This is a genomic window from Micromonospora lupini, assembly GCF_026342015.1.
Lineage (GTDB): Bacteria > Actinomycetota > Actinomycetes > Mycobacteriales > Micromonosporaceae > Micromonospora > Micromonospora lupini_B.
In genome coordinates, this window is sequence record NZ_JAPENL010000001.1 from 511879 (window position 1) to 538374 (window position 26496).

Annotated in this window: 27 protein-coding genes; 18 read left to right on the plus strand and 9 right to left on the minus strand. The window is 73.1% G+C overall.

Features of this window, described 5'->3' with window-relative positions; all coding sequences use genetic code 11:
- Nucleotides 1–15 precede the first annotated feature (15 nt).
- Nucleotides 16–243 carry a CDGSH iron-sulfur domain-containing protein gene (locus OOJ91_RS02310; RefSeq protein WP_266241856.1) on the minus strand — a complete coding sequence of 76 codons (228 nt, stop codon included), beginning with the start codon at nucleotides 241–243 and terminating at the stop codon, nucleotides 16–18.
- Nucleotides 244–467: 224 nt separating this feature from the next.
- On the opposite strand from OOJ91_RS02310, the gene OOJ91_RS02315 reads away from it, so the two are divergent.
- Nucleotides 468–1880 carry a hypothetical protein gene (locus OOJ91_RS02315; RefSeq protein ID WP_439117006.1) on the plus strand — a complete coding sequence of 471 codons (1413 nt, stop codon included), beginning with the start codon at nucleotides 468–470 and terminating at the stop codon, nucleotides 1878–1880.
- 221 nt (nucleotides 1881–2101) lie between these two features.
- Nucleotides 2102–3244, plus strand: a complete 1143-nt coding sequence (locus tag OOJ91_RS02320) for a SigB/SigF/SigG family RNA polymerase sigma factor (RefSeq protein WP_266241858.1) — start codon at nucleotides 2102–2104, stop codon at nucleotides 3242–3244.
- A 65-nt stretch (nucleotides 3245–3309) separates the two neighbouring features.
- Here OOJ91_RS02320 and ctaD read toward each other — a convergent pair whose 3' ends face one another.
- The 5 genes from ctaD to OOJ91_RS02345 all read right to left on the minus strand — a co-directional run bounded on the left by ctaD (nucleotide 3310) and on the right by OOJ91_RS02345 (nucleotide 9001).
- Nucleotides 3310–5301 carry an aa3-type cytochrome oxidase subunit I gene (ctaD, locus tag OOJ91_RS02325; RefSeq protein ID WP_266241860.1) on the minus strand — a complete coding sequence of 664 codons (1992 nt, stop codon included), beginning with the start codon at nucleotides 5299–5301 and terminating at the stop codon, nucleotides 3310–3312.
- A 125-nt stretch (nucleotides 5302–5426) separates the two neighbouring features.
- A complete protein-coding gene (locus OOJ91_RS02330) occupies nucleotides 5427–6155 on the minus strand; it encodes an ATP-binding protein (RefSeq protein WP_266241862.1) in 729 nt (242 codons plus the stop codon).
- A 111-nt stretch (nucleotides 6156–6266) separates the two neighbouring features.
- Nucleotides 6267–6725: a DUF4383 domain-containing protein gene (locus OOJ91_RS02335; RefSeq protein ID WP_439117007.1), complete on the minus strand. Its 459-nt coding sequence runs from the start codon at nucleotides 6723–6725 to the stop codon at nucleotides 6267–6269.
- A gap of 88 nt (nucleotides 6726–6813) precedes the next feature.
- The gene (locus OOJ91_RS02340) at nucleotides 6814–7971 is read right to left on the minus strand and encodes a glycosyltransferase (protein ID WP_266241864.1); all 1158 of its coding nucleotides are present in this window, start codon (nucleotides 7969–7971) and stop codon (nucleotides 6814–6816) included.
- A 46-nt stretch (nucleotides 7972–8017) separates the two neighbouring features.
- The gene (locus OOJ91_RS02345; RefSeq protein ID WP_266245235.1) at nucleotides 8018–9001 is read right to left on the minus strand and encodes a glucosyl-3-phosphoglycerate synthase; all 984 of its coding nucleotides are present in this window, start codon (nucleotides 8999–9001) and stop codon (nucleotides 8018–8020) included.
- A 223-nt stretch (nucleotides 9002–9224) separates the two neighbouring features.
- On the opposite strand from OOJ91_RS02345, the gene OOJ91_RS02350 reads away from it, so the two are divergent.
- The 7 genes from OOJ91_RS02350 to OOJ91_RS02380 all read left to right on the plus strand — a co-directional run bounded on the left by OOJ91_RS02350 (nucleotide 9225) and on the right by OOJ91_RS02380 (nucleotide 18015).
- Nucleotides 9225–10235 carry a Gfo/Idh/MocA family protein gene (locus OOJ91_RS02350; protein WP_266241866.1) on the plus strand — a complete coding sequence of 337 codons (1011 nt, stop codon included), beginning with the start codon at nucleotides 9225–9227 and terminating at the stop codon, nucleotides 10233–10235.
- Entirely contained in the window at nucleotides 10228–11316 is a 1089-nt protein-coding gene (locus tag OOJ91_RS02355) for a zinc-dependent alcohol dehydrogenase (RefSeq protein ID WP_266241869.1), read from the plus strand. The genes OOJ91_RS02350 and OOJ91_RS02355 overlap by 8 nt, the downstream gene beginning before the upstream one ends.
- A gap of 49 nt (nucleotides 11317–11365) precedes the next feature.
- Nucleotides 11366–13144, plus strand: coding sequence for an ABC transporter ATP-binding protein (locus OOJ91_RS02360; RefSeq protein WP_266241872.1), 1779 nt, complete (start codon nucleotides 11366–11368; stop codon nucleotides 13142–13144).
- An 88-nt stretch (nucleotides 13145–13232) separates the two neighbouring features.
- Entirely contained in the window at nucleotides 13233–15524 is a 2292-nt protein-coding gene (secA2, locus tag OOJ91_RS02365) for an accessory Sec system translocase SecA2 (protein WP_266241875.1), read from the plus strand.
- A gap of 181 nt (nucleotides 15525–15705) precedes the next feature.
- Entirely contained in the window at nucleotides 15706–16446 is a 741-nt protein-coding gene (locus OOJ91_RS02370) for a GAF and ANTAR domain-containing protein (RefSeq protein ID WP_266245236.1), read from the plus strand.
- A 247-nt stretch (nucleotides 16447–16693) separates the two neighbouring features.
- On the plus strand, nucleotides 16694–17185 hold the full coding sequence (locus OOJ91_RS02375; protein WP_266241878.1) for a DUF2231 domain-containing protein: 492 nt from the start codon (nucleotides 16694–16696) through the stop codon (nucleotides 17183–17185).
- A gap of 65 nt (nucleotides 17186–17250) precedes the next feature.
- Nucleotides 17251–18015 (plus strand): class I SAM-dependent methyltransferase, encoded by a 765-nt coding sequence (locus OOJ91_RS02380; protein WP_266241881.1) that lies wholly within the window; start codon nucleotides 17251–17253, stop codon nucleotides 18013–18015.
- A gap of 24 nt (nucleotides 18016–18039) precedes the next feature.
- Here the strand turns inward: OOJ91_RS02380 and OOJ91_RS02385 are convergent, their stop codons facing one another.
- Nucleotides 18040–18990 carry a DUF3500 domain-containing protein gene (locus OOJ91_RS02385; RefSeq protein ID WP_266241882.1) on the minus strand — a complete coding sequence of 317 codons (951 nt, stop codon included), beginning with the start codon at nucleotides 18988–18990 and terminating at the stop codon, nucleotides 18040–18042.
- A gap of 32 nt (nucleotides 18991–19022) precedes the next feature.
- The gene (locus tag OOJ91_RS02390) at nucleotides 19023–19415 is read right to left on the minus strand and encodes an ankyrin repeat domain-containing protein (protein WP_266241884.1); all 393 of its coding nucleotides are present in this window, start codon (nucleotides 19413–19415) and stop codon (nucleotides 19023–19025) included.
- Between the two features lie 67 nt (nucleotides 19416–19482).
- On the opposite strand from OOJ91_RS02390, the gene OOJ91_RS02395 reads away from it, so the two are divergent.
- From OOJ91_RS02395 to OOJ91_RS02435, 9 genes are all read left to right on the plus strand, one after another.
- Entirely contained in the window at nucleotides 19483–19860 is a 378-nt protein-coding gene (locus tag OOJ91_RS02395; protein WP_266241886.1) for a signal peptidase I, read from the plus strand.
- Nucleotides 19861–19975: 115 nt separating this feature from the next.
- On the plus strand, nucleotides 19976–20431 hold the full coding sequence (locus tag OOJ91_RS02400; RefSeq protein ID WP_266241888.1) for a cysteine dioxygenase: 456 nt from the start codon (nucleotides 19976–19978) through the stop codon (nucleotides 20429–20431).
- Between the two features lie 44 nt (nucleotides 20432–20475).
- Nucleotides 20476–20964: a rhodanese-like domain-containing protein gene (locus OOJ91_RS02405; protein ID WP_266241890.1), complete on the plus strand. Its 489-nt coding sequence runs from the start codon at nucleotides 20476–20478 to the stop codon at nucleotides 20962–20964.
- A gap of 51 nt (nucleotides 20965–21015) precedes the next feature.
- Nucleotides 21016–21585: a winged helix-turn-helix domain-containing protein gene (locus tag OOJ91_RS02410; protein WP_266241891.1), complete on the plus strand. Its 570-nt coding sequence runs from the start codon at nucleotides 21016–21018 to the stop codon at nucleotides 21583–21585.
- A gap of 260 nt (nucleotides 21586–21845) precedes the next feature.
- Nucleotides 21846–22451: a winged helix-turn-helix domain-containing protein gene (locus tag OOJ91_RS02415; protein ID WP_266241892.1), complete on the plus strand. Its 606-nt coding sequence runs from the start codon at nucleotides 21846–21848 to the stop codon at nucleotides 22449–22451.
- Between the two features lie 41 nt (nucleotides 22452–22492).
- Complete coding sequence (locus OOJ91_RS02420) at nucleotides 22493–23137, plus strand: uridine kinase (RefSeq protein WP_266241893.1); 645 nt, start codon at nucleotides 22493–22495, stop codon at nucleotides 23135–23137.
- Between the two features lie 153 nt (nucleotides 23138–23290).
- Nucleotides 23291–23689 (plus strand): TraR/DksA family transcriptional regulator, encoded by a 399-nt coding sequence (locus tag OOJ91_RS02425; RefSeq protein ID WP_007459738.1) that lies wholly within the window; start codon nucleotides 23291–23293, stop codon nucleotides 23687–23689.
- A 48-nt stretch (nucleotides 23690–23737) separates the two neighbouring features.
- A complete protein-coding gene (locus tag OOJ91_RS02430) occupies nucleotides 23738–24607 on the plus strand; it encodes a DUF72 domain-containing protein (protein ID WP_266241895.1) in 870 nt (289 codons plus the stop codon).
- Nucleotides 24608–24889: 282 nt separating this feature from the next.
- Nucleotides 24890–26113 carry a helix-turn-helix domain-containing protein gene (locus tag OOJ91_RS02435; protein ID WP_266241897.1) on the plus strand — a complete coding sequence of 408 codons (1224 nt, stop codon included), beginning with the start codon at nucleotides 24890–24892 and terminating at the stop codon, nucleotides 26111–26113.
- On the opposite strand, the gene cutA is transcribed toward OOJ91_RS02435, so the two are convergent.
- The gene (gene cutA / locus OOJ91_RS02440; RefSeq protein ID WP_323178465.1) at nucleotides 26067–26399 is read right to left on the minus strand and encodes a divalent-cation tolerance protein CutA; all 333 of its coding nucleotides are present in this window, start codon (nucleotides 26397–26399) and stop codon (nucleotides 26067–26069) included. The genes OOJ91_RS02435 and cutA overlap by 47 nt on opposite strands.
- Nucleotides 26400–26496 lie beyond the last annotated feature (97 nt).

The following is a 26496-nucleotide window of genomic DNA, read 5'->3' on the forward strand; positions in this document are numbered from 1 at the left end:
GGCTCGCCCGTCGCGTCACGCCTGGCGACTCGTTCCCGCGCGGAAGTTGACCGCCTTGTGGGTGCCGTCGCAGAACGGCTTGAGCGCCGACTTGCCGCACCGGCACAGGGCGACAGTGCCCCGGCGCGCGTCGATCCGCTCACCGTCCGGCGTGACCAGGGCGAAGTCACCCCGGACCAGCAGCGGACCGTCCTCGTACGGGGTGATCGTGGCGGCGTACTCGCCGGTGTCCTCGGTGCGCATGGCCCCGGAAGTGCCCGCCCCGGCCGCGACGAAACCCCGTGCGGACGTCGTGGGTCCCTGCGGTCCGATCGTCCCCGCCGGCCCGCTCCCGCCGCCCGGAGCCGATCGTCGCCGAACGCCGCTGACCTGTGGATTGTTGCCGCCGGGTGGGTGATGCCCCGTTTGAACCCCATCGGGACGGGAAGCCGGGCCGCGTGGTGAGCGAACGAGGCAAGGTGGGCCCGGTGCACAAGGTGCACAAGGGGCTGACGGCCGACGGCGCCGGCCTGGCCGGCGACCGGGTCGTGGCTCAGGGCAGCGCCGCCCGGGTGCTGGTCGCCGCCACCGCCCGGGCGCTGCGCGGCGAGGACTGCGCCGACCTCGGGCACACCGGGCCCGCCTCACGGTTTCCGGGCGCCCCCGAGCCGGTACGCCGCGCCGCGGTGAGCCGGGCCGCCGGGCGGGTCGCCCTCACCGTCGACCAGGTCGGCGAGGTGGACGCGGCCCGGGTCGCCCGCTGGTTCGTCGACCAGTACCCGCGCCGCAGCTACCCCGGTGTGCTCATCGGCTCTCCGCACGGCGCGGCGGCCCACCTCGCGGTGGCCCTCGGCGTGCCGTGGCTGCCCGCCGGCTTCGAGATGACCGCGCACTGGAGCGACGGCGCGGTGGACCGCCCGGGGGCGGCGCTGGAGCACGGCGGCGCGCTCGCCGATCGGCTGCTCGCCGGCAACCCCGACGTGCACCTGCGTCAGGTGCACTGCCCGGCCAGCCGGGGACCGCTGACCGGTGTCACCGTGTCGCTGGCCGCCCGCTGGCGGGTGCTGCCGGCCGCGTACGCGCAGTTCCTGACCGAGCGGCTGAGCGCGGGCGCGCCGGTGCTGCTGGTGCGCGACGGGCGCACGTGGCCGGTGTCGGAGCGCGGTCCCGGGCACAGCTTCCAGGTCGGCTGCCCGGCCAGCGGGCTGGACCCGGTGGACTTCCACCCCGACAGCCACGCCCTGCGGCAGGTCCTGCGCGCCGTGGGCGGGAACGTCGCCCAGTGGGCGCCGCCGGAGGTGTCGGCGCCGTCGGGCGACGCCGAGCACGGCATGGAGTCCGGTTTCGAGCTGGCGGCGCGGGACTTCGCGAGTCGCCAGGGGCACCCGCTGCACCGGGTGCTGGCGCCCCGGCCGGCGGCGCTGAGCGCCGGGGTCGCCGACCTGTACCGGAGGTGGCTGCGGACCGCGGGCAAGACGGGTGACCGGTTGGTGGTGGAGTGCGGCCGGCTGCTCGATCCGTGGCAGGTGATACGGGCGGGGCTGGTGCCGTACTGGTGTGAGAACGCCACCCGGCGAAGCGTCGACGAGGCCGAGTGGTGGCTGGCCGGCAGCGAGGCGTTCAGCTCGGTGGACGTCCTGCCCGAGCCGCCCGGGATGCGCTCACCCGCCCTGGCCGGGCTGCCGCAGTGGTTGGCCGTCGCGGGCTTCGGCAGGCGGCGGCGGGCGCTGGACCGGACCTCCGCCCGGGGCTATCCGGTGACGTCCGTGCCGACCCGCCGGGCCACCGAGGTCCTGCGCGCCCAGCCGTACGACCTGCCCGCTCCGCCCCCGCTGGGGGCCGCTGAGGCCCTGTCGGTGCTCCGCGACAGTGGCGGCCACCAGGGGTTGCTCGTCTCCTGAGGGGAGCACGCCGAAACTTCCTCGCGAACCCGGGGTCCCGTGATTGAGTACCTACGGAGCGGGAACATCGCTGGCTGCGACGGCTTGATTGCGCCGCGTAGAGGCGTTGTCGCCCGCTGGCATCCCAGTCACTGACCCACTTTCCGGCCCGGTGCGTGGCCCGACCACGCGCACGACCGGTTTCCCGATCCGGGCGGGGGACCTTCCTGAGGGAGGCGCGGATGTTCGGACAGACGAGCACGACCACGACCACACCACCACCCACCGAGCGCGGTCTGGAGGACCTGGACGCGGCGGCTCTGGCGTACGCGGCCCGGATCGCGGGGCTGCCGCCGGAGCGGCGGGGGGAGGCCCGGGACGACCTGGTGCGCTTCGCGCTGCCGTTCGCCGGGCGACTGGCCCGCCGCTACCGGGGCCGTGGGGAGCCGCTGGAGGACCTGGAGCAGGTGGCCCGCCTCGGGCTGGTCAACGCCGTCGACAGGTACGACCCGGAACGGGGCTCGTTCACCGCGTACGCGGCGATCACCATCGTCGGCGAGATCAAACGGCACTTCCGGGACCGTACCTGGGGCGTGCACGTGCCCCGGCGGCTGCGCGACCTGATCCTCGAAGTGGGGCAGGCCACCGCCGCGCTGACGAGCGAGCTGTCCCGGGCGCCGTCGGTGGCCGAGCTGTCGGCCCGCCTGGAGACGCCGCAGGAGGAGATCCTCGCGGCGCTTGAGTCGGCGGCCGGCTACAGCCCGGCGTCCCTGAACGCGCCGGTCGGCGGGGAGAGCTCCGCCGAGTTCGGTGACCTGGTCGGCGAGTCGGACAACGCACTCGAATCGGTCGACGACCGGGTGACGGTGAGCGGCCTGCTGCACCGGCTGCCCTGGCGCGAACGCCGCATCCTCGCCATGCGCTTCTACGGCAACCAGACCCAGGCGGAGATCGCCGCCCGGTTCGGCATCTCGCAGATGCACGTGTCCCGGCTGCTGTCGCGGGCGCTGACCTGGCTGCGGCAGGCAATGCTCGCCGACGCGCCGCCGCCGTGGCAGAACGGGGCCGCCGAACCGGACCCGGGCAAGACCCGCATCTCGGTGCGGCAGAACGGCGACGGGGTCGTCGTCGAGGTCGGCGGCGAGGTGGACCGGGACGGCGCGGACCAACTGCGCCGCGCGATGCTGGAGGCCGTCAACTGCCAGCCGAGCGAGGTCGTCGTCGACCTGGTCGGCGCGGGCGGCTTCGACGCCGGCGGAATCGCCGCGCTGATGGCGGGGCGGGACGCGGCGGAGCGTACCGGCGTGCCCTTGCGGCTGACCCGGGTGCAGCCCGCGGTGCGCCGCTCGCTCACCGCCGCCGGCCTGGCGCCGGCGCGGGACTGACCGCACACGGACGAACGAAGGGCCGACACCCCGCGGGGTGCCGGCCCTTGCGCGCGTACCGCAGGTCAGTGCTCTTCGGTCTCGCCGTCGCTGTGCGGGTGCCGCCAGCGTTCGTGCGGCTTCGGCGCGTCCTCGGCGTCCTTCGGCGCGTCGCTCTGCTCGAAGCTGGGCCGGCGGACGCCCTCGGGCTCCGGCACGTCGACCGGACGGGCGCCGGACTCCGGCGCCGGCTGGTACGCGACCGCGTCCCGGGCGCCGTGCGCGCCTTCGGCGGCCGGTGACTCCGGCGCGTGGTGCTCCATGTGTATCTCGTCGCCGAAGTGCTGCGGCGGCTTCGTGGTGCGCTGCGGCAGATCCCGGCCCAGGTCGGCGACGAGGGGGCCGTACTTCAGGTCGAACGCCGGGCGCTCCGAGCGGATGCGGGGCATCTTGTCGAAGTTGCGCAGCGGCGGCGGGCAGGTGGTAGCCCATTCGAGGGAGTTGCCGAAGCCCCACGGGTCGTCGACCGTGACGATCGCCCCGTACCGCCAGGACTTCCACGCGTTGTAGATGAAGAAGAGCGTGGACAGGCCGAGGATGAAGGCGAAGATGCTGGAGATGGTGTTCAGCGTGGTGAAGCCGTCGGAGGGCAGATAGTCGGCGTACCGGCGGGGCATGCCCTCGGCGCCCAGCCAGTGGTGCACGAGGAAGGTGCCGTGGAAGCCGATGAACATCGTCCAGAAGTGCGCCTTGCCGAGCCGCTCGTCGAGCAGTCGGCCGGTCATCTTCGGCCACCAGAAGTAGTAGCCGCCGAAGAGCGCGAAGACCACGGTGCCGAACACGACGTAGTGGAAGTGCGCCACCACGAAGTAGCTGTCGTGGGTGTGCCAGTCGACCGGAGGGCTGGCCAGCAGCACGCCGGTGAGGCCGCCGAGCAGGAAGGTGACCAGGAAGCCGATGGCGAACAGCATCGGCGTCTCGAAGGTGAGCTGCCCCTTCCACATGGTGCCGATCCAGTTGAAGAACTTCACTCCGGTGGGCACCGCGATCAGGTAGCTCAGGATGCTGAAGAACGGCAGCAGCACCTGGCCGGTGGCGAACATGTGGTGCGCCCAGACCGTCATGGACAGCACGGTGATCGCGATGGTGGCCAGCACGATTCCGGTGTAGCCGAACAGTGGCTTGCGGGAGAACACCGGGATGATCTCGGTGATGATGCCGAAGAACGGCAACGCGATGATGTAGACCTCGGGATGGCCGAAGAACCAGAACAGGTGTTGCCAGAGCATCGGTCCGCCGGTGGCGGCGTCGTAGACGTGCGCGTTGAGCAGGCGGTCGGCCGAGAGGGCCAGCAGCGCGGCGGCCAGCAGCGGGAACACCAGGATCACCAGCACGCTTGTGAACAGCATGTTCCAGGTGAAGATCGGCATCCGGAACATGGTCATGCCTGGCGCGCGCAGGGTGAGGATCGTGGTGATCAGGTTGACCGCGCCGAGGATGGTGCCCAGTCCGGAGAGGACCAGGCCGACGACCCACATGTTCGCGCCCACGCCGGGGCTGTTCTCGACACTGCTCAACGGGTTGTACGCGGTCCAGCCGAAGTCCGCCGAGCCGCCTGGCGCGAGGAACCCGCCGACCACCATGAGGCCGCCGAACAGGTACAGCCAGTAGGCAAGCGCGTTGAGCCGGGGGAACGACACGTCCGGCGCGCCGATCTGGATCGGCACGATGAAGTTGGCGAACCCGAAGGCCGCGGGCGTGGCGAACAGCAGCAGCATCACCGCGCCGTGCGAGGTGAAGAGCTGGTTGTACTGCTCGGAGGAGAGGAACTGCAGGCCCGGTCGGGCCAGCTCGGCGCGCATCACCATCGCCTGCAGGCCGGCCACCAGGAAGAACCCGAAGGACGTCAGCAGGTACAGCAGGCCGATCTGCTTGTGGTCGGTCGTGGCGAGGAACTTGATCAGGGAGTTGCCGGGGACCGGTGCCCGCAGGGCTCCGGGGAAGCCCCCGAAGCGGGCCGGTGCCAGGATCGCCGGGCCCCGATCGCGACCGGGTTCCGTGGTTACCCGCTTGGGCATGGCTGCTCACCCCGTCGTTACGGCAGAAAGGACGGGCGTGCCTACCCGACCCTCGCACCATGTAACCAGGCTGAAGCGGTAATTTCGGTCAGATCGCCGGTACCGGTCGAAGCCGCCCCGCGCGCTCAGGTCGCCGGCAGCATCGCCCAGACGGCCTTGCCCTGCCCCGCGGGCACGCTGCCCCACCGCTGCGCCAGCTCGCGGACCAGCAGCAGCCCCCGGCCGCCCTCGGCCCGCAGATCCAGTCCGGCGGGCTGGGCGGCCTCCCGGCTGCCGTCCACCACCGCCAGGTGCAGGTACGGCCTGCGCAGCGTCACAGTCACCTGCATGGGGGTTCCGGCGTGCCGGACCACGTTGCCGACCAGTTCGCTGAGCACCAGCGCGGCCGGGCCGGCCGCGTCGGGCAGGTTCCACCTGGCGCACGCGTCGCCGACAAGCTCCCGGGCCCGCCTGCAGGCCCCGGCCACCGGCTCCAGCCGGGCCCGCATCCGCAGCGCCCCGGCCGCGCCTGCCACCCGGGTCGCCTCCGCGCAGTCCTGCGACACAGGCACCACCCGGCAGGTCGTCGACTCGGCCAGCCAGCGCGCCGCGGCCGGCGGCGGCGCGCACAGCACCACAGGCACGGCAGGCCACTCCTCGGCCCGCCGGGCCGTCGCCGCGAACACCGACAGCGCCAGCCGGTCGCGCACGGTCACCCGCGCGAGGTCGACCACAAGCGCCTCCGGCTGGGCGGCCAGGGCCCCGTCAAGCGCCTGGTGCACCGAGCGCATCGTGCCCAGGTCGAGGGCGCCGGTGAGCTGGACGACCGCCACCGGTGCGGCCTCGCGCACCTCGCAGGTGATCCGGCTGGCCATCGGCGTGCCCTCGATTCGCTGGTCGGTCGGGATCTGCCCACTACCCGGGGCCCCGCGACACCAAACCGGACCGGTCCGCCGGGGGACGCAGGTCACGCCTCGAGGCGCAGGTCAGCGGCGTGCCCGCCCGGTCAGCAGACCCAGCGCGATCAGGCCCAGCCCGAGGCCGAGGTGCAGCCAGCCGTCGGCGACGTTCACCGGCAGGACGTTCGCCCCGGTGTCGTGGTCGACCGCCAGCCCGTACAGCCAGAGCACCAGGTAGACGGCGCCGCCGCCGATGAGGAAGGTCCGCGCGCCGCTCACCGTCCGCGCCAGCGCCAGGCCGACCACCCCGAACAGCAGGTGTACGAGGTTGTGCAGCACCGAGACCTGGAAGACGCCGAACAGGAACGCGCCCGAGCCGTGCCCGGCGAAGCGCAGACTGTCCGTACCGCTGGTGATCCCCGGGACGAAGCCGAGCACACCGACCAGCAGGAACAGCACGGACGCGGCGCTCGCCGCTCGGCGTACCGGCGGCTTGCCGTCGGCCGGGTTGGCCCGGGCCCGGGAGTGCGCCATCGGTCCGACCATCACCGGCTCCTCGCTGCGCGACGGGCGTGAGCGGTGCGCCTACCCGTTGCCGCCGACGGCAAACGCGCCGGCGGCAACGGGTGGGCGCTCAGACCGGTTGCAGGCGGGGCGTGGTGGCCAGCTCGCGGACCCGCTGGTACAGCTCGACGTAGCGCTGGGCCATCACCGCGGGCGTGAACCGCTGCGCGGCCACCCGCCGGCACTCGTCCGGGTCGAGCAGGTCGGCGGCGAGCACGAGGTCGTCCAGCTCGGCCTCGTCGGCGGTCAACAGGCCGGTGCGGCCGTGCTCGATCAACTCCGGCAGGCAGCCCCGGGACGTGGCCACCACAGGCGTGCCCAGGGCCAGCGACTCGACCACCGCCGTGCCGCCCGGCTCCTCCCAGCGCAGCGGGAACAGCGACGCGCGGGCGCCTGCCAGCAGGTCGTCACGCTTCTGGCCGGCCACGGTGCCGATCCAGCGCACCAGGTCACCGTCGACGTGCGGCGCCACCTCGTCGAGGAAGAACCGCACGTCCGGGTTCTGCCGGGCCTCGTCGCCGGCAGCGGCCAGGTCGGCCGGGCGATGGTACGGGCCCACCGGCCCGGCCAGCACCAGTGGCACCCCGATCCGCTGCGCGAGCCGCGCGCCCACGTCCTGCCCCTTGCCCGGGTTGATCCGCCCGAGGATGAGCAGGTGCTCGCCCTTCTCCGGGCGGGGCCTGCGGTCGGCGTCCACGGCCAGGGGAGTGGACAGGTGCACGTGACCCACTGAGTGCTCGCGCAACGCCAGCGGCGCCCGGGCCAGCTGCGACGCCGAGACGCCGTTGACCCGGACCCGGTCGCCGCCGTCCAGGCTGCCGTACAGCGCGGGGTGCTTGGCCAGGTCCCAGTGCAGGGTGTGCAGGGTCGGCGGCCCGGACGGCCCCATCGCGGTGAGGGTGGCCAGCCCGACGGCCTCCACGTGGTCGTGGACCAGGTCGATGTCGTCGCGGGAGTGCAGCTCGCGGACCACCCCGGCCAGGTGCGCCTGGGCGATCCCGCAGACCTGGTTGTACGGCCGTTGCAGCGCCGCGAACTGCCCGTCGGCGAACACCGACACCTTCTCGTCCACCGGCAGGCTGCTGCTCTCCACCGAGGCGAGCACCACCCGCACGCCGAGTCGCCGCAGCTCCGGCACCAGGGTGGCGATCACGTTCTCGATGCCGCCGTAGCCGGGCGGGGGCACCGACAGCCACGGGCCGGCGTTCATCAGCACGGTGAGGCTCATCGGCTGCCCTCCCGCGCCGTGGCGGTCCGCGGCCGTGCCTCGGCGCTCACGCGGCGGCCACCCGTCGGCGGGGGACCCGGTGGCGCAGCTCGGCCAGCGGCGGGCGCTCCTCGATGGACACGTCGCTGACCACGATCTCCCGGTCCAGGTGCGGCAGCGTGTCCGACCCGCCCCGGCGGAACTGCGTGAGCAGCGTCTCCGGCATCATGCCGGGGCTGGCCCAGCCGCGTCGTTGCAGCCGGGACCAGGCGGTCAGCATGATCTGCGCGGACATCCGGCCGAGCGCCGCCGTGTCCTGGTGGCGGTGCTTGCGCTCGCCCAGGTCGACCTGCGCCAACGCGTCCAGGCCGACCAGGTCCAGCAGGTCGATCATCATCGCCGTCTCCACGCCGTACCCGGAGACGAACGGCACCTGGGACAGCACGTCGCGGCGGCCGGCGTACTCACCGGCGAGCGGCTGCACGAAGCCGGCCAGCTCGGGCCAGAAGAGGTTGAGCAGCGGTCGGGCCATCAACTCGGTCACCCGGCCACCGCCGTCCTGCTCCACGCTGGCGGTGCCCACCAGGGGCCGGTGATAGAAGCCCTTCACGAAGTCCACCGACGGGTCGGTGAGCAGCGGCCCGAGCAGACCGGTGACGAAGTGCGGGCGGAACTCCCGCAGGTCGGCGTCGATGAACGCCACCACGTCGCCCTCCGCGGCGGCGAGCCCGGCCCAGAGCGCGTCGCCCTTTCCGGTGAGTCGGGGCAGGCCCCGGGTCATCGCGTCCTGGCTGACCACCTCCGCGCCGGCGGCGCGGGCCACCTGGGCGGTGCGGTCGGTCGACCGTGAATCCACCACGATCAGTTCGTCGACGAGAGCGACCCGATCCATCAGGTGTTCCCGGATGGTCGACACGATCGCGCCGACAGTCGCCTCCTCGTTGCGTGCCGGCAGCACCACGCTCACCCGGTTGTCTCCCTTGGCGCGCAGCAGCCGGCGTGCCGGCCAGTCCGCCGCCGAGGTGGTCCGGTACGTGGCCCACGCCTCCACCACCGGTGACACGGTCGTATCCCGCACGGGCACCCCTCCGTTTCGTGCGTGGAACAAGCGGGGTCTCTAGTTCCCACTCGCCACCTCGCGCTAACCGTTCCCAGCGCAACAGCTTGATCACGATGGTGACATCGCCGCGTTCCCAGGTGATGAACGTTTGATTGCGCACACCCCAGGGGACTGCTCCCACCGAAGTCGAAACGTTCTCGAAAGAGGTTGTCGAATGGTTGGATGCCGGGTGGGTCTCGTGGGCGCCGGCGGGGTGGCACAACGTCATGCGCGGGTGCTGTCCGGGTTCGACGACGTCGAACTGGTCGGTGTGACCGACGTGGTGCCGGAGGCGGCGTCCGCGCTCGCCGCCCAGCACGGCGGGCAAGCCTTCCGTGACGTCGCCGAGCTGCTGGCCGCCGCCCCGGACGCGGTGTACGTCTGCGTGCCGCCCTTCGCCCACGGCCCCGCCGAGGAGACGGTGATCGACGCCGGGGTGCCGATGTTCGTGGAGAAGCCCGTCGCCGTCGACCTGGTCACCGCCGAGCGCGTCGCCGACCTCGTCGCCAGGCGCGGGCTGCGCACCGCTGTCGGGCACCACTGGCGCTACCTGAGCGTGCTCGACCAGGCCCGCGAGCTGCTCGCCGACCGTCCGGTGCGGATGGTCAGCGGCGCCTGGCTGGACAAGGTGCCGCCGGTCGCCTGGTGGTCGCGCCGCGACCGCTCCGGAGGCCCCGTGGTCGAGCAGGCCGCCCACGTGCTGGACCTGATCCGGGTGCTGGCCGGCGAGGTGACCGAGGTCACCGCGTACGGCAACGGCACGCCCCCGCCTGTCGACGGCGCCGACATCGACTCGGTGACCACCGCCACGCTGCGCTTCGCCGACGGAGCGGTCGGCACGCTCAGCGCGGCCTGCGTGCTGGGCTGGAAGCACCGGGCCGGGCTGGAGATCCTCGCCGACGGGCTGGCCCTGGCGCTGACCGAGGACGGTCTGCTGATCCGCGACGCCGACGGCGAGCGACACGTCCCCGCCGATCCGGAGGCCGCCCGGGTGGCAGTGGACCGCGCCTTCGTCGACGCGGTACGCGGCGTCGGCGACGACGTCCGCGTTCCGTACGCCGAGGCGCTGCTGACCCAGCGACTGGCCCTCGCGGTGGCCGACTCGGCCCGCACCGGCCAGACGGTGCGGCTCGCCACGCCGGCCGAGCCGGTCGCGCTGGTCAGCGGGGTGAGCGTCGATGCGTGATCGGGTGGTCACGGTCGCCGCCCCCGGCCGGGTGGAGCTGGTCGAGCAGGAGGCCGCGGCGCTGCGCCCCGGCACCTTCCGCGTCGAGACCCTCTACAGCGGCGTCTCGGCCGGCACCGAACTGAGTTACGTCAAGGGCACGAATCCCTACCTGAATGTCACCTGGAACGCCGACCTGGGGCTCTTCCAGCCCGGGGAGGCCAGCACCCCGTACCCGGTGACCCGACTGGGTTACATGCAGGTCGGCCGGGTGGTGGAGAGCGCCACGCAGGCGGTCCCGGTCGGCGCCGTCGGCGCGATGACCTACGGGCACCGCACCGGCTGGCTGGCCGACCCGGTCGCCGAGCGGTTCGTGCCGCTGCCCGACAACCTGGATCCGCTGCTCGGCGTCTACGTCGCGCACATGGGCCCGATCTGCGCCAACGGCCTGCTGCACGCTGCCGCCGACCTGCACGGCGCGGACGTCCGCTCGCTCGGCGACGGCGTACGCGGCCGGCGGGTCGCCGTGGTCGGCGCCGGCGTGGTGGGTCTGCTGACCGCCCTGCTGGCCCGGCGACACGGGGCCGCCTCGGTGGTGGTCCTCGACCCCACCCCGCGCCGCCGCGAGGTCGCCGAGGCGCTCGGCCTGGAAACCCTCGACCCGGACGCGGACGACCCGGCCGTGGTGCTCAAGACCCGGTGGGCCCACACCGCCGGCGACCGGGGCGCCGATGTGGTGTTCCAGTGCCGGGGGCAGGCGTGGGCGTTGCAACTCGCCCTGCGGACGCTGCGTCCGCAGGCCACCGTGATCGACCTGGCGTTCTACCAGGGCGGCGCGGACGCGGTCCGTCTCGGTGAGGAGTTCCACCACAACGGGCTGGCGCTGCGCTGCGCGCAGATCGGGCGGGTGCCGCGCGGGCTCGCGCCCACCTGGGACCGGGAACGGCTCTCCGCCGAGACCATCGACCTGCTGGGGGCGTACGGAGATGTGATCCGCAAGCACCTCGTCTCGGCGGTGGTGCCGTTCGACGAGGCGCCCACCCTGCTCACCGACCTGGCCGAGCGCCGCCGCCAGGAGTTGCAGGTGGTCCTGGCAGTGTGACCTGCCGGAGCGCGCTCGCCGGGTGACACGGCGGGTTACCGTTCCCGGCATGAGCACCCCGAAGGACGGGCCGGTCGGCGACGCCTCCGCGAGCCGGCCGGTCGGTCTGGCCGCTCTGCTGCCGTACCTGCGGGAGCACCGCGGCACCCTCGTCGCGGTGGGCGCGCTGTCGCTGCTCGGCTCGGCGACGTCGCTGGCCCAGCCGCTGCTCACCCGATCGGTGCTCGACCGGATCGGCGCGCAGCACCCGGTGTCCGCGCTGGTGGCGGTGCTGGTGGCGCTCGTGGTGCTCGGGGCGGCGATCGGCGGGCTGCGCGACTACCTGCTGCAACGCACCGCCGAGGGGCTGGTTCTGAGCACCCGGCGGCGGCTGGCCGGTCACCTGCTGCGGCTGCCCATCGCCGAGTACGACAAGCGGCGCACCGGCGACCTGCTCTCCCGGGTGGGGTCGGACACCACCCTGCTGCGGGCGGTCGTCACCTCCGGGCTGTTCGAGACGGTCACCGGGGCGGTGATGGTGCTCGGCGCCGGCACCGCGATGGTGCTGCTCGACCCGCTGCTGTTCGGCGTCACCCTGCTCGGGGTGGCGCTGGGGCTCGGCTTCGCCGCCACCTTCGCCCGCCGGGTCCGGGCGCTGGCCCGCCTTGCCCAGGAGCGGATCGGCGAGATGACCTCGGCGGTGGAGCGGGCCATCTCGGCGTCCCGGACCATCCGGGCCAGCCGCGCCGAGAGCCGGGAGACGGAGACCGTCACCGGCAGCGCCCGGCAGGCGTACGCGGCGGGGCTGCGGGTGGCCCGGGTGCAGGCGCTGATCGGCCCGATCGGCTCGGTCACCGTGCAGGGGGCGTTCCTGCTGGTGCTGGGGATCGGCGGGGCGCGGGTCGCCGCCGGGGCGATCTCCGTCGGCGACCTGGTCGCCTTCGTCATGTACCTGTTCCTCCTGGCCGTGCCGCTGGGCCAGGTGCTGCGCGCGTACACCCAGTTGCAGTCCGGTCTGGGCGCGTTGCAGCGGATCGAGGAGATCCTGGCCGTACCGGCGGAGGGCGCGGTGGACCGGCCGGCGGCCCCGACCGCCACGACGGCCCCACGCCGGCCCGCCCCGATGATCGAGTTCGACCGGGTCGGGTTCGGCTATCCGGGCGGCGCGCCGGTGCTGCACGACGTCAGCTTCGCGGTGCCGGCCGGCACCCGTACCGCACTGGTCGGCCCCTCGGGCGCCGGCAAGTCGACGCTGCTGGCCCTGGTCGAGCGCTTCTACGAGGTGAGCGCCGGCGCGGTCCGCGTCGACGGGGCCGACGTGCGGGAGGTGCCCCGCGACGCGCTGCGCGCCCGGCTCGGGTACGTCGAGCAGGAGGCTCCCGTGCTGGCCGGCACGCTGCGCGAGAACCTGCTGATCACCGCGCCGGACGCCACCGACGACCGGCTCCGGGAGGTCCTCGCCGAGGTGAACCTGAGCCACCTGGTCGAGCGCACCGCGCAGGGCCTGGACGTGCAGGTGGGGGAGGGCGGGGTGCTGCTCTCCGGTGGTGAGCGGCAGCGGCTGGCCATCGGGCGGGCGCTGCTGGCCGGCCCGCCGGTGCTGCTGCTCGACGAGCCGACAAGCAACCTCGACGCCCGCAACGAGGCCGCGCTACGCCGGGCCATCGACGCGGTGGCCGTCCGCCGGACACTGCTGATCGTGGCGCATCGACTCGCCACCGTGGTGGACGCCGACCAGATCGTGGTGCTCGACGGCGGCCGGGTGGTGGCGGTGGGAACCCACTCCGAGCTGACCGCCACCGACCCTCTCTACCGGGAGCTGGCCACCCACCAACTGCTTGTCGCCTGAGCCGACGACGAGGCGGAATCGACATGCCGGCGGATACCCGACCGGCCGGGCCGCGCAAGGCGGCCGGAATCGCGTACCGTTGCCGCTCATGGGTGTGTCGCAACGGTTCAAGAGCAAGTTCCGGCGGTTCCTCCAGCGCCCGGGATCAACCGTGGATCTTGCTCCGCTGGAGAAGCTGCTGCCGGCGATCGAGGCGCGCGAGGATGACCTCGCCGCGCTCGACGACGCCGAGCTGACCGAGGCCGCCGGCGCCGCCTCCGGCTACGAGGAGATCTGCGCCGTCGGCCGCGAGGCCGCCCGTCGGGGCCTCGACCAGCGACCGTACGACGTGCAGCTGCTCGGAGCGATGGCGCTGCTGTCCGGCAAGGTCGCCGAGATGGCCACCGGTGAGGGCAAGACGCTTACCGCGGCCGTCGCCGCGTACGGGCACGTCCGACTCGGCAACGGGCCGGTGCACGTGCTCACCGTCAACGACTACCTGGCCCGCCGCGACGCCCAGTGGATGGAGCCCATCTACACGCTGCTCGGCCTGACCGTCGGTTGGGTCAACGAGGCGTCCACGCCGCAGGAGCGGCGCGACGCCTACGGCTGCGACGTCACCTACGTCTCGGTCAGCGAGGCGGGCTTCGACTACCTGCGCGACCAGCTCGTCACCGACGTGGCCGACCGGGTGCAGCCCGCGCTGACCACCGCGATCATCGACGAGGCCGACTCGATCATGATCGACGAGGCCCGGGTGCCGATGGTCCTGGCCGGCGCGGTGCCGGGCGAGCAGGACCCGGTGCACGCCGCCGCCGCGCTTGTGCGCGGCCTGCGCAAGGGCAAGCACTACACGGTCGCCGAGGACGGGCGCAGCGTCGCCTTCACCTCCGCCGGCCTGGTCGCCGTCGAGGCCAAGCTCGGCATCGACCTGTACGACGAGGAGCACGTCGAGCAGCTCTCCGCGGTCCACGTGGCGCTGCACGCCCAGGCCCTGTTGCACCGCGACGTGGACTACATCGTCCGGGACGGCTCGGTCGAGCTGATCGACGAGATGCGCGGCCGGGTGGCCCAGCGCCGCCGCTGGCCCGACGGGCTCCAGGCGGCGGTCGAGGCCAAGGAGGGCCTGGACGCCACCGCCGAGGGCGAGGTGCTGGGCACGATCGCCGTGCAGGCGTTCATCGCGCTCTACCCGAAGGTGTGCGGCATGACCGCCACCGCGGTGCTTGTCGGCGACCAGTTGCGGGAGTTCTTCGGCCTGGAGGTCGCGGTGATCCCGCCGAACACCCCGTGTGTCCGCGAGGACGAGCCCGACCGGATCTACGCGACCCGCGCCGAGAAGGACGAGGCGCTTATCGACGAGATTCAGCGCTGGCACGCCAAGGGGCGTCCGGTGCTGGTCGGCACCCTGGACGTCAAGGAGTCCGAGGGGCTGGCGGCCGGGCTCAACGCGGCAGGCGTGGCCTGCGTCGTGCTGAACGCCAAGAACGACGACGAGGAAGCGGCGATCATCGCCGAGGCCGGCGCGCAGGGCGCGGTGACCGTCTCCACCCAGATGGCCGGCCGGGGCGTCGACATCAGGCTCGGCGGCAGCGACCAGACCGACCAGGAGCGGGTTGCCGAGCTGGGTGGCCTCTACGTGATCGGCAGCGGCCGGCACGACAGCCGCCGCGTCGACGACCAGCTGCGCGGCCGCGCCGGCCGGCAGGGCGACCCGGGTGGCTCGGTCTTCTTCGTCAGCCTGGAGGACGACCTGGTCGTCAGGCACGCCGCCGACGCGGTGCCGGCGTCGCCGCGGATGAACGCGGACGGCCTCGTCACCGACGAGCAGGTCGACTACGCGGTCGAGCACGCCCAGCGCGTCGCCGAGGGCGTCAACCACGAGATCCACCGCAACACCTGGCGCTACAGCGTGGTGATCGAGCAGCAGCGCATCGCCCTCGCCGCCCGCCGGGAGCGGCTGCTGACAAGCGACGTGGCCGCGCTGATGCTGCTGGACAAGGTGCCCGATAAGGCCGGCGAGATGGACGAGGACCTGCTCGCCCGGGTGGCCCGCTCGATCGCGCTCTTCCACCTGGACCGGCTCTGGGCCGAGCACCTCGCCGAGCTGTCGGAGGTCCGCGAGGGCGTGCACCTGCGCGCGCTGGGCCGGCTCGACCCGCTGGACGAGTTCCACCGGGCGGCGGTGCCGGCGTTCAACAACCTCGTCCCGGAGATCGAGGCCCGCACCATCGCCACGTTCACCGAGACCGAGTTCGACGAGGACTGGACGCCCGAGGACGGCACCCTGATCCGGCCGACCGCCACCTGGACGTACCTGGTGCACGACAACCCGTTCGGCTCCGAGCTCGACCGGCTGATCGCCTCGATCGGGCGGCGGCTCAGCGGCGCGTCGCGCTGACCTGGCCTTCGGGGCCTCTGTCACACCTCTGCGGTGTGGCAGAGGCCCCGCCTTACGCCGTTTCGATCCCGGTTTGCGAGGGTAGTAGGGCGGGTCGGTCACGGCGGAGAAGAGAGCAGACCATGGCACAGGTGACGATGTCGGCGGGATGCGCGCGAGGGCGTACGAGGGCAGTGGAACGGTGAACGTGGACACGCGGGAACCGGTGGTCGAACGACTCGGTGTGCTGGAGACCGCCGCGCTGTTGCGGGAGTTGACCGCCGGCCTGATCGCGTTGACCGACTTCGACGAGGCGCTGCTGGCGCTGGTCCGGGTCACCCGCGACGCGGTGGCCGGGGTGCGCTGGTGTGGCTTCACCGCCCTGCGGGCCGGCGAACCGGCAGGCGTGGCCGCCTCCGACGAGCGGCTGGCAAGCCTCGACGACCTGCGCCACGGCCCCGACTCGCCGGCGATGAGCGCGATCCGACGTCGCGAGATGATCCTCGCGGTGGACCTGGCCGGCGAGTCACGCTGGCCGGCCTGGACGCCCCACGCCCGCGACCTGGGCGTGCGTGGGGTCATCTCCGCGCCGGTGGACATCGACGACCACGTCATCGGGGCGATCAACCTGTACGCCGCCGCTCCCGACGTCCTCACCCCGCAGCACCAGTTGACGGCGATGCTGCTCGCCGAGCACGCCGGCCTGCTGTTGGCCGCCGTCCGCGACCGACGCCGCCAGCAGGCGCTCGTCGGTGAGCGGGACGCCTCGCTCCTGCACGACGGTGTCGTCGGGCAGGCCATCGGCGTGATCATGACGCAGCGCGGGTGCCCACCAGCCGAGGCCCTCGACGTGCTGCGGACCGCCGCCTCGTCCCTGGACATCCCGCTTCGCGAGGTGGCCGAACGCCTCGTCCGAACGGTCTCCCGCCCCCGCGAGTCCTGACCGGCCCGTCGCCGTGGCGCGCGCGGTGATCAACGGCAGACCGCCGCGAGTGCGGTCCGCTCCCCGCACACCGCCACCTCGGCGAAACGGTGTCGATCTCGCGGGAGCACTCCCCGCCGGGCCTCGATGGCGCGGCCGGGGTGCCCGTTCTCCCGGTCGGCGGCGAGTCGGGCGGCGTCGTTTCGTGCGACGGGGGGTCGGGTAGCACCCTGGTACTGGTGAGCTGCGCCGACCCTGGGGAGGACCGATGCAGAGCCGGCTGCGCGTGCAGGGGCATCCCATCCAACCGATGCTTGTGACGTTCCCGCTCGGGCTCTTCGTCAGCGCCACCGTCTTCGACCTCACCGACCTCGCCGGCGGGCCTACCTTCCTCGGCGAGGTCGGCTACTGGACCGGCGTCGCCGCCCTGTTCGCCGCCGCGATGACGGCGGTCGCCGGCATGGTCGACCTGTGGGACGTGCCCGTCGACGGCACCCGCCGTACCGCAATCGCCTTCAACCTCGTCAACGCGGCCATGGCCGGCCTGTTCCTGGTCACCTGCCTGGTGCGCGCCCACTCACCGCACCGCGGCGCGACAGTCGCGATCCTTGCCACCGAACTGGTCGCGCTCACCGCCGGTGGCGTGGGTGTGCACCTGGGCGCGCGGCTCATGCGCCAGTTCGACCCCGGCCGGGCCGAGACCGGCAGCCTGGACGCCCTCGCCGGCGGCACCGTCGAGATCGCCCGCCCCCGCCCCTGACGGCCCGGCGCACGCACCGGCAAATCGGTTGCCCACCGACCGGCCAGCCGGCGAAGCTGACCGCCATGACCGCCGAACGGAACGTCGAGGAGTTGATCAGGGAGGCGGCCGCCGCGCCTGTCGACGGCTGGGGCTTCGACTGGCTGGCCGGCCGGGCCACCGAGGAACGCCCACCCTGGGGGTACGCCCGACTTGTCGCCGAACGGATGGCGCGCGCCGACGCCGCCCTGGACGTGGACACCGGCGGCGGTGAGGTGCTCGCCGAGATCCCGTACCCGCCGAAGGTGTTGACGGCCACCGAGGCGTGGCCGCCGAACGTCGAGGTCGCCCGGCGGACCCTGCGCCGGATCGGCGCGACTGTCGTGGCGGTCGCCCCCGACTCGGCGCTGCCGTTTCGGGACGGGTCGTTCGACCTGGTGGTCAGCCGGCATCCGGTGCGCACCGACTGGGCCCAGACGGCCCGGGTGCTGCGCCCCGGCGGCACGTACCTGTCCCAGCAGATCGGGCCGGGCACCATGCGCGAGCTGAGCGAGGCGATCCTCGGCCCGCTGCCCCCGCCGGACGGGCGGCACCCCGAGGCCGCGGTCGCCGCCGCCGAGGCCGCCGGGCTGCGGGTGGTCGACCTGCGCAGGGCCACGCTGCGCGCGGTCTTTCACGACATCGGCGCTGTTGTCTGGTTCCTGCGCAAGGTGGTGTGGACGGTGCCCGGCTTCACGGTGGACCGCTACCGTCGCGAACTGCTCGCCCTGCACCGCCACATCGCCGCCGAGGGTCCCTTCGTCGCCCACGCTCGACGGTTTCTCATCGAGGCCACCCGCCCCACCTCGTGAGCCGCACCGACCGTCGCGGTGGTGTCAGTGCCTGTGGGCCTGGCGGTGGGTTGCCAGGATGTCGGCGCCGAAGTCGCTGGCGGGGCGGCGGAGCACGGTGTGCGCGTGGTTGCCGTCGTCGCTCGTGTTGTCGTACTCGATCAGCAGGTCGTCGCCCTGCACCCGGTAGTAGTGCCGCTGGCCGGGCCTCGTCGGGCCGGCCCAGGCGAAGTGGAGCTGGCCGCCCTCGACGCGGGCCGCCTCGGCGACCGCCAGCTCGGGAGGCAGCCGGTCCAGGTAGAGCGCGACGACCTGGTGGAGCAGCGCGCGGCCGGTCGGGCCGAGCCGGTCGGCCGGCACGCCGAGCGGTTCGAGGGGTCCGTCGACCCGCCCGCGGGTGGCGCTGACGATGTCCGCCGGCGCCTCGTCGGCGATGATCGCGGCGGCCCGGCCGGCCGGGCCGAGCGCGTCGAGCAGGGCGCGGGCCAGGTCCTCCTCGACGCCGAGTGGCCGGGAGACGGCGTGCCCGGCGTAGCGCACCGCAGCCGGGTTGGCGCCGAAGAAGATCGGCGCGGGGGAGACCCGGTCGTCGACCACGGTCATGGTCACCGACAGGTGGTGTCCTTCGAGCCGCCACGCCCAGCGGTCGTCGCGCGCCGGGTCACCGAACACGGCGATCCAGTAGTCGCCGCTGTGCCGTCCGCGGTGCCAGTCCTCGGCCCGGTCCAGCACCTCCTCCAGCGCGATGATCGCCATGGCCTGCGCGTACGCCGATGGGCTGAGCGCGGTGGCCAGCAGCCGGTGCGCGGCCTTGCGTCCGGCGACGTCCAGCTCGGCGAGGCAGACGCCGGGGCGGGGGCGGGGCCGGTACTCCAGCCAGCGTCGGGCCGACTCGTCGTCGAACGGGTACACGGCGCCGATGCGGGTCGCGGGATCGAGCGCGGCCAGCAGCGCGGTGCCGGCGGCACGCATCTGTTCGGGCAGGGGATCTTCCACGGACCCTGTATACCGGCCCGTCGGGGGTCGCGTCAGCCGGCCCGCAGCAGCTCGGCCATCTCCGGCAGGTCGAAGAACTGCGCGGTCTCGGCCGCCGACGGTGTGCCGTGCGCCGGGTCGGCCCCGGCGGCGAGAAGCGCGCGGACGGCGTCGGCGCTGCTGCGGAAGACCGCGGCGGCGAGCGCGGTCTGCCCCCGGTCGTTGGCGCGGGTGTGGTCCGCGCCGCGCGCCAGCAGGGCGGCCACCGTGTCCGGGTGGGCGTGGTAGGCGGCCAGGATCAGCAGCGTGTCGCCCCTGTCGTTGGTCAGGTTGACCGGCAGGCCGGCGTCGACCTGGGCGACCAGCTCCTCGGTGGAGCCGGCGCGGGCCAGGTCGAACATCCGGTGCGCGAACGCCAGCGTCTCGGCGTCAAGGTCATCGGTCACCGGTCCAGGGTAGTCGCCGAGGTCCTGATAGGTTGCTCGGCCGGCGTGGGGGAGGGGGAGGGCTCCGATGGGTGAGACGGTCTACGTGGGCAACGCGGGCGTCGACGGCGTCGGCAACGGCGGCTGGCTGCTCGGGCACTTCGCGCCGCCGGACGAGATCCGGCACAGCACCGACGTCGAGGTGAAGTGGGGCGTGCACCCGCCCGGGGAGGCCCGCTCGCGGTGGGCGACAGGTGAGCGCCGGACCACCCTGCTGGTGCTCGTCGACGGGTGCTTCCGGGTGGAGCTGCCGGACCGGACGGTGCGGCTGGCCGCCCCCGGTGACTACGTGGTGTGGGCGCGGGGAGTGGATCACTCCTGGTACGCGGAGCGGGCCTCGGTGGTGCTGACCGTGCGGTGGCCGTCGCTGCCCGGCTACCGGGTGGATCCACCGGTCCTGCGCTGAGCCCGAGCGGGCCGCGGAATCGCCTCCCGGCATGTGGAATTACCTACTAAACCTATAGGGTTTGCCGGCTAGAGTACGGGGGCACCCCGCCGAACGACCCGCTGAGGAACCACCGATGACCCACGATCGCCCGGCCACCGACCTGCGCGCCGTCGCCGCCCGGTGGACCGACCCGGCCGTCTGGCCTGTCACGCTGCGCTTCGATCCCACCGAGCGGTGGTACGCCCGGCTCGCCACCGCCGACGACCACGAGGTGTGGGCCCTGAGCTGGCTGCCCGGCCAGGGCACCGACCTGCACGACCACGGCGGCTCGGCGGGCGCGTTCCGGGTGGTCGCCGGCGCCCTCACCGAGGAGACGGTCAGCCGGGGAGAGCTGCGCCCCCGTCTGCTGCCCGCCGGCGCCGCCCGCAGCTTCGGCCCCCGCCACGTCCACCAGGTCACCAACCGTGGCCCGGCGCCTGCGGTCAGCGTGCACGTCTACCGCCCGGCGCTGCGCCGGATGACCCGCTACGACCTCCTCGACGGGCGCCTGCGGGTCGCCGAGGTCGCCGAGGCCGGGCGGTCCTGGTGAGCCTCTCGTTCGCACCGCCCTCTCGTCACCGGAAGGAATCGATAATGCAGGTCACCGCCGAGCACTGTCCGGCACCCGTGCCACCGCCGGGCTCCCGGGGCATCGACGACATCCTGGCCGCCGCGCGCGCCCGTCTCGACCGGCTCGACCCGGAGCGGGCGCACCTCGCGGTCCGGGCCGGCGCGTTGCTCGTCGACATCCGGCCGGCCGCCCAGCGCGCCGCGCACGGCGTCGTGCCCGGCTCGCTCACGATCGAGCGCAACGTGCTGGAGTGGCGCTTCGACCCGCGTTGCCCGGCCCGGCTGCCCGAGGCCGTCGACTACGACGTGCCCGTGGTGATCATCTGCCAGGAGGGCTACACCTCGTCGCTCGCCGCCGCCGCGTTGCAGGACATCGGCCTGCGGAGGGCCACCGACGTCGACGGCGGGTTCGCCGCCTGGCGCATCGCCGGCCTGCCGGCGCTCGGCCCCACCCCGCTGCACCGCGCATCCCCCCTCGCGCCCCCGGTCACCGCCGGGTGGGCGCGCCGCTGACCCCCACGCCGCACCCGGCGTGGCGGGCGTACCGCCATCTCAGGAGGCACGATGTCCGTCGTCGCGATCCCCACCCGTCCCTACTCGCCGGGTCACCCGGGCCGGGCCGCCGTCCGCCCCCGCACCGGCCCGACCCTGACCATCACCCTCGACCTGGCCCCCGGGCCGATGAGCCCCCGGCTGGCTCGGCTCGTGCAGCTGCTCGGCGAGCTGGCCGAGTCCGGGGAGGGTCGACTGCGCCCCGCCGACGACGTGCCGCCGACGCCGCTTCCGCTGCCCCGCCCCGCCATCGCGGAGGCGCCCGCCGTCGACGCCGACGGGGCCGACGTGCGCATCCTGGCCGGCACCCGGGTGGTCCGCCGCGGCGACCGGGTGGTCGCGCTGACCCGCATCGAGTACGACCTGCTGCTCTTCCTCGCCGAGCGCCCGCACCGGGTCTTCACCCGTCTCCAGCTGCTGTCGAACGTCTGGGGCTACGAACACGCCGTGGCCCGCACCGTGGACGTGCACGTGCGACGCCTGCGCGCCAAGCTGCCCGGGGCGGAGGTGGTCACGACCGTCTACGGGGTGGGTTACCGGCTGGGCGACGAGGCGCGGATCAGCGTCGACCACACCCGCTGAGCGGCGCTCCGGCGGCGGTCCGCAGGCGATGCGCGACGGCATGGTGAACAGGACGGGGACCCCCGTAACGGGCCATCCCGGCGGCTCTGCTGTAATCATCTGGCTTCGTACGCAGAGCGAGCGTCTGGCTCCGATGTGTTCGTCAATTGTCACATTCATGCAACGCAGCCGCCTCTTGACCCTCGCCCGGGCGCCCGGAAGCATCGATGAAGCGGCGTCCCGGGCCGTGGGGAGATACCCGGACCAGCCCAAGGAGGACCATGTCGGTCAGCCCCGCCTCGTCGCGCGCCGGATGGCATACGTCCCAACCCGCGGTGCCCGGTCGACCCCCCGGCGGTCAACGCCGCCCGGCGAACACCGCCGCGCCCATGCTCACCGTGACGCTGTCCATCCCGCTGGCGTGTGAGGAGTCGCTGACCCCGCCGGCCCGACGGCTGCTCGAAGCCGCCCGGGAGATGCTTGAGGGGGGCGAGGGCGTGATCACCAGCTCCGTTCCGGCCGAGCGTCGCGCCGACGGGGTGCCTGCCAACCGGGCGCCCGCCCGGGCCCTCACCCCGACGATCCCCGCCCTGCACATCCTCGCGTCGTCCCGCTCGGTGCTGCGCGACGACGAGCCGCTGCCGCTGACCCGGCTGGAGTTCGACCTCCTGCTGCACCTGGTCGCCCACCCCCGTCGGGTGTTCACCCGGCTGCAACTGCTCAACGCGGTCTGGGGCTACGAGCACGCAGGCGTCCGCACCGTCGACGTGCACGTGCGCCGGCTGCGCGGCAAGGTCGGCGTGGACGTCCCCCTGGTCACCACCGTATACGGCGTCGGCTACCGGCTGGCCGACGACGCCCGCGTCACGGTCGACCGCACCGGCTGACCGTCCGACGACCGCCCGCCCGCGCGGGGCAGGATGGTTCGGTGCGCATCCGTCCCATCTCGCCCGACCTGCTCGTCGCCGAACTGACCGGCCGGCTCGACGACGCCTCCCGCACCGTCGAGCCCGCCCGGCTGCGCGTGGCGGTCGACGGCGCTCCCGCCGCCGGCCCGGACGAGCTGGCCGCCGCGCTTGTCGATCCGCTGCGCGCCCGCGGCCGCCCGGTCCTGCACGTCCGCGCCGCCGACTTCCTCCGCCCCGCGTCGCTGCGCTTCGAACTCGGCCGCACCAACCCGGACGCCTACTACGAGGGCTGGAACGACGAGGCCGGCCTGCGCCGTGAGGTGCTCGACCCGGCCGGCGCCGGCGGTGACGGGCGGGTGCTGCCGTCGCTGTGGGACGCCGCCGCCGACCGGGCCAGCCGCGCCCGGTACGTCGACCTGCCACCCGGCGGCGTGGTCCTGGTCAGCGGCACGCTCCTGCTCGGTGGGGCGCTGCCCTTCGACGTGACAGTCCACCTTCAGCTCTCCCCGGCGGCGCTGCGCCGCCGCACCGACCCGGCCGACGAGTGGACCCTGCCGGCCTTCGACCGTTACGCGCAGGAGGTCGTCCCCGCCAGCTTCGCCGACGTGGTGGTACGCGCCGACGACCCCCGTCACCCCGCGCTCGTGGAGGCCGGCGACAGCTGAGAAATCGCCGGTTTGCGTGACGCATCCGACGGGTACTCGCCCGGCTCACAGAGCGCGGGTGACCGCCCGCGTACCGGATGCGACCGTTGACCGGGGCCCACGCCGCCGGCACCCGGTTCACCTTGAGCCACCAGGCCAGGAAGGCAGGCAGCGATGCTCGTCCACGACACGGTCGGTACGGGCCGATCCCAGACGGAGATCGACCAGATCCGGCACTCCCTGCAGGCGCGCTACGACGAGCTGACCGCCGAGTACGAGCAGGCCGTGCTGCAGAGTCAGGTGCTGCGTCTGGTGGAGGTCGGCGACACCGCCGGCGACGACCAGGCCGACAGCGGCACCAAGACCGCCGAGCGGGACACCGCGCAGTCCCTGCTGCGGACCATCCTCGACCGGCGCACCCAGTACGAGCACGCCCTGGGCCGCCTCGCCGAGGGCACGTACGGCTGGTGCGAGGGCTGCTCGGCGGCGATCCCGGTGGAACGGCTGGAGATCTTCCCGGCCGCCACCACGTGCGTGACCTGCAAGCAGACCCGCGAGCGGCGGGCGGCCTGAGCGACGGCAGCGGTTGCCGGTCGGTCCACGACACGATGGACTTTCCCCATGGGTGACATTCTGGTGGGCACCGCGTCGTGGACCGACCGCACACTGCTCGACTCGGGCTGGTACCCGCAGACCGCGGACAACCCGGAGAAGCGCCTGGCGTACTACGCCCGGCAGTTTCCGCTGGTCGAGGTGGACGCGACCTACTACTCACCGCCCGCCGAGGCGACCGCGCGGCTCTGGGCCGAACGCACCCCGGCCGGCTTCACGTTCAACATCAAGGCGTTCAGCCTGCTCACCGGGCATCCCACCCGGGTCAGCGCGCTCTACAAGGACCTGCGCCCGGAGACGGACAAGAAGAACGTCTACCCCGACGACCTGCCCGCGCAGGCGTACGAGGAGGTGTGGACGCGCTTCCTGTCCGCGCTGGACCCGCTTGTCGAGGCGGACAAGCTCGGGGCGCTGCTGTTCCAGTTCCCGCCCTGGTTCACGATCAAGCGGGCCAACAAGCAGTACCTGCTGGAGGTGGCGAAGCGCTGCGCGCCGCTGCGCCCGGTCTACGAGTTTCGCCACGCGTCCTGGTTCGACGGCGACAACGCCGACGAGACCCTCGCCTTCCTCCGCGAGCACCGGCTGCCGTACGTCTGCGTGGACATGCCGCAGGGCCACCGCTCGTCGGTGCCGCCGGTGCTGGCCGCCACCGGGGACCTCGCGGTCATGCGCTTCCACGGCCACAGTGACAAGTGGACAAGCAAGGACATCCACGAGAAGTTCGGCTACCACTACTCGAAGCGGGAGCTTGCCGACTGGGCGCCGAAGCTGCGCGAGCTGGCCGACTCCGCCGGGCAGACCCACGTCCTCATGAACAACTGCTACCGCGACTACGCCCAGACGAACGCGAAGACCCTCGTTGGCTTGCTGAACAGGTAAGACCTATCCGATCCGCCGTGCTGGGCGTCTAGCATGTCGCTCCTAGTTCCGATAACGCACGCCTCACGACCTCACCCCCGCGACCGCGCGTGGAATGTGATGTCCGGGCAGGGCGGGGCGTCGCAGCTACAGCAGGGCGCCACTGGTGGGCCTGTTCGTGTGTCGGCCCGGCAGCGGGGAAGCGTGACGGGTGGGCACACCGGCGGTACCGTCGGTGATGGCGGCCCGTCGGTGTAGAAGCCAGCGGTGCCGCCGCCCAGTCCTCTACCTGGGGTGGCAGCTGTGACCGAACCATCGTTTCCTGGCCGGATGCTCAAGCTCCGCAGGGAGCGAGGTCTGTCCCTGCGCGACCTGGCCAAGCTCACCTACCACGGCAAGACGTACTTGCACGAGCTGGAGACAGGCACCAAGATCCCCACCCCGCAGGCCGCCCAACGCGTCGACGATGCTCTTCAAGCCGGCGGCGAGTTGGCCGCGCTCGCCGCCGTACGTCCGGGTGTCCGACGCCGCGAGTTCGTCGCTGCCGCCGGATTGGCCGCTGCTCTCCCACACACCTTGCTCGCCCACGGCCGCCACGTCGGCACTGCCATTCCCGGACGGCTCGCTGATCGCACTGCCCGTCTGCGGCGGCTCGACAACTATCTCGGCGGTGCCGACACCCACCAGATGTACACAGCTGAGGTTGCTTCCACGACACGGCTGCTTCACGACGGTTCTTACAGCGAGGCCACCGGCCGGCAGCTGCTGGCGATTCTTGCCGAACAGGCGCAGTTGGCCGGGTGGGCGGCGTTCGATGCTGGTGATCATTCGGACGCCGAGCGGCTCTACCGGGTCAGCCTCGCCGCAGCCCGCGACGCCGAGGACCAGGCACTCACGGGCAACGGACTGGCGTTCCTGGCCTATCAGCAGCTTGGCAGCGGTGGCAAGGCGACCGACACCGCCAGCGCGGCCTGCGCTGCTGCTGGTACCACCGCTACTCCGGGAGTACAGGCACTTCTGCATCTGCGGGCCGCGTGGGCATTCGCTGTCACGGGTGACGCGACGGCTGCGGACCGGCACCTCGGCATCGGCATGACCTTCCTCGCCGAGCACGACGACCGGCCAGAGCCAGATTGGGTGTACTGGGTCGATGGCCTCGAAGGCGAGATCATGACGGGTCGGTGCTGGACGGTACTTCGCCGGCCGATTCGCGCGATTCCCGTACTGGAGCGCGCTCTGGGCACCTATTGCGACACGCAGGCCCGCGACAAGGCGCTCTACCTGTCGTGGCTTGCCGACGCCTACCTCGACGCGAACGAGATCGAGCAGGCCTGCGAAGCTGCCGGTAGCGCGGTTCGCCTCGCCGGCGGTGTCGGGTCCATCCGGCCGGGCCAACGCCTCGACGCGTTCCTGCACCGCCTGGAGCCGCACGCCGCGATGCCTTGCGTCGTCGAACTGCAGGCCCTCGCGGCAGCCGCGTCTAGACGTCCTCGACTGAGCGGCTCAACCACGTCAGGTACGTCGTAGAGCCCCGCACGATTGGCACTGCGCTGAGTTGCGGGTTCGTCCAAGGATGCTCATCGAGAACGAACCGCTCTAGCTGCGGATACCGCTCTGCCGTGGTGTAGAGCAGTACCTGCCACTCTTCGCCCGAACCCTGTTTTCCGTGGTGCCAGAACACGCTCGTGACCGGTCCGATGACTTGCGCGCTGGCGGCGAGCCGGGCGCTGACCGCCCGTTCAGCAAGCCGGACGCCGATGTCGCGCGTCTCGGTGGCCGTTGACACCTGCAGGTAGTCGCTCACGTGCCACACCCTAGCGGCGTGGTTGTCCGCGGACAGCGCGGACAACAGGCGGACACCGCGCGTCTGGATCACCCCGGCCGCCGGGGAGACGCTGTCTGCGCAGGCA

Bases quoted from the DNA above. Each gene is read 5' to 3' on its own strand.
- OOJ91_RS02310 (WP_266241856.1), bottom strand. From the start codon at position 243: ATGCGCACCGAGGACACCGGCGAGTACGCCGCCACGATCACCCCGTAC.
- OOJ91_RS02320 (WP_266241858.1), top strand. From the start codon at position 2,102: ATGTTCGGACAGACGAGCACGACCACGACCACACCACCACCCACCGAG.
- ctaD (WP_266241860.1), bottom strand. From the start codon at position 5,301: ATGCCCAAGCGGGTAACCACGGAACCCGGTCGCGATCGGGGCCCGGCG.
- OOJ91_RS02330 (WP_266241862.1), bottom strand. From the start codon at position 6,155: ATGGCCAGCCGGATCACCTGCGAGGTGCGCGAGGCCGCACCGGTGGCG.
- OOJ91_RS02335 (WP_439117007.1), bottom strand. From the start codon at position 6,725: ATGGTCGGACCGATGGCGCACTCCCGGGCCCGGGCCAACCCGGCCGAC.
- OOJ91_RS02340 (WP_266241864.1), bottom strand. From the start codon at position 7,971: ATGAGCCTCACCGTGCTGATGAACGCCGGCCCGTGGCTGTCGGTGCCC.
- OOJ91_RS02350 (WP_266241866.1), top strand. From the start codon at position 9,225: ATGGTTGGATGCCGGGTGGGTCTCGTGGGCGCCGGCGGGGTGGCACAA.
- OOJ91_RS02355 (WP_266241869.1), top strand. From the start codon at position 10,228: ATGCGTGATCGGGTGGTCACGGTCGCCGCCCCCGGCCGGGTGGAGCTG.
- OOJ91_RS02360 (WP_266241872.1), top strand. From the start codon at position 11,366: ATGAGCACCCCGAAGGACGGGCCGGTCGGCGACGCCTCCGCGAGCCGG.
- secA2 (WP_266241875.1), top strand. From the start codon at position 13,233: ATGGGTGTGTCGCAACGGTTCAAGAGCAAGTTCCGGCGGTTCCTCCAG.
- OOJ91_RS02375 (WP_266241878.1), top strand. From the start codon at position 16,694: ATGCAGAGCCGGCTGCGCGTGCAGGGGCATCCCATCCAACCGATGCTT.
- OOJ91_RS02380 (WP_266241881.1), top strand. From the start codon at position 17,251: ATGACCGCCGAACGGAACGTCGAGGAGTTGATCAGGGAGGCGGCCGCC.
- OOJ91_RS02395 (WP_266241886.1), top strand. From the start codon at position 19,483: ATGGGTGAGACGGTCTACGTGGGCAACGCGGGCGTCGACGGCGTCGGC.
- OOJ91_RS02400 (WP_266241888.1), top strand. From the start codon at position 19,976: ATGACCCACGATCGCCCGGCCACCGACCTGCGCGCCGTCGCCGCCCGG.
- OOJ91_RS02405 (WP_266241890.1), top strand. From the start codon at position 20,476: ATGCAGGTCACCGCCGAGCACTGTCCGGCACCCGTGCCACCGCCGGGC.
- OOJ91_RS02410 (WP_266241891.1), top strand. From the start codon at position 21,016: ATGTCCGTCGTCGCGATCCCCACCCGTCCCTACTCGCCGGGTCACCCG.
- OOJ91_RS02415 (WP_266241892.1), top strand. From the start codon at position 21,846: ATGTCGGTCAGCCCCGCCTCGTCGCGCGCCGGATGGCATACGTCCCAA.
- OOJ91_RS02425 (WP_007459738.1), top strand. From the start codon at position 23,291: ATGCTCGTCCACGACACGGTCGGTACGGGCCGATCCCAGACGGAGATC.
- OOJ91_RS02430 (WP_266241895.1), top strand. From the start codon at position 23,738: ATGGGTGACATTCTGGTGGGCACCGCGTCGTGGACCGACCGCACACTG.